Source organism: Bacteroidota bacterium, assembly GCA_040388375.1.
Classification (GTDB): Bacteria; Bacteroidota; Bacteroidia; order UKL13-3; family UKL13-3; genus JAAFJM01.
The window spans coordinates 1-1,239 of the sequence record JAZKBU010000012.1; the positions used below are offsets into that span (position 1 = coordinate 1).

Consider the following 1,239-nt stretch of genomic DNA (forward strand, 5'->3'; position numbering starts at 1 on the left):
AAAAATTGCCGCTCTTGTCGTAACTCAACACCAACTGAAAACGCTACTTGGACTTGCTCAATCTATGGCGTAATACCATCTGACTTTATTAAAACTGGCTGTCCTGATAATTGGTTGCCAATATGACTGACATAATGTTAAATGTGAAATTGCCTATTTTTAAAAAGAAAGGTCACTCTTATGTGGCTAGTGAATATAAATTAAAAGTTAAAAGACTAGTAGAAGAAGCCACAGCTAAAGGTGAAAACTTTTATTTTACTGGAGAGCCTTGTAAGCATGGGCATGAGAACCCTAAACGTTATGTTAAAAATGGACATTGCTTAGAATGTGCTAAAATTAACAAACAAAAAAATAAAGGTAAATATAAAAATAAAGTTAAAGAATATTACAAAAATAATAAATTAAGACTAAGAGTGCAGACTTATGGGCTGACTGTAGATCAATTTGACAAATTATATGATGATCAAAAAGGTCAATGTGTTATTTGTTTAACTGACCTGTTAGAAGGCTCCAAAACTCATATTGATCATTGCAAAGAAACTAAAAAAGTGAGAGGAATTTTATGTAGAAATTGCAATGTAGCTATAGGTCACTTACGACATAATCCAGAGCTTTTACGTAAAGCAGCTTTGTATTGTGAGGATTGATGATAAATTTAAGATACTATCAAACTGAAGCATTAGACGCAATATATGATTATTTTGCTAAGGGAGGTAAAGGAAACCCGTTAATAGGATTACCAACAGGCACAGGCAAATCAATCATCCCTGCTGTATTTATAGAAAAAGTTTTAAAAAGATGGCCTGATCAAAGATTTTTAATGATAACTCACATTAAAGAATTGATAGATCAAAATGCAAAAGAACTTTTAAATGTGTGGCCCGATGCGCCAGTAGGTATCTATAGTGCTGGTTTAAAATTAAAACAATCTGCTCAGCCCATAGTCTTTGGCGGGATACAGAGCATGATTAAAAATCCTCAGTTGTTTGGACATAGAGACGTTGTATTTATAGATGAAGCTCACTTAATATCTGATGAGGAAAGCAGTCAGTACCAAACGTTTTTAGGATTTATGAAGCTGATCAACCCTAACCTAAAAGTCATAGGTATGTCAGCAACTCTGTTTAGAATGAGTATGGGCTTAATTACAGCCAACGGCATTTTTACTGATATCGTATATGATAAGACAACGCTAGAAGGCTTCAACGAGCTTCTAGCTGCTGGCTTCATGGCTCCTCT

General features: G+C 34.3%; 2 protein-coding genes. Both read left to right on the forward strand.

The features are described from left to right. Window positions 1–122 precede the first annotated feature (122 nt). Complete coding sequence (locus V4538_15445; GenBank protein ID MES2382441.1) at window positions 123–647, forward strand: endonuclease VII domain-containing protein; 525 nt, start codon at window positions 123–125, stop codon at window positions 645–647. Next, a partial coding sequence (locus V4538_15450; protein MES2382442.1) for a DEAD/DEAH box helicase family protein occupies window positions 647–1,239 on the forward strand: 593 nt, incomplete at its 3' end. The genes V4538_15445 and V4538_15450, both read left to right, overlap by 1 nt.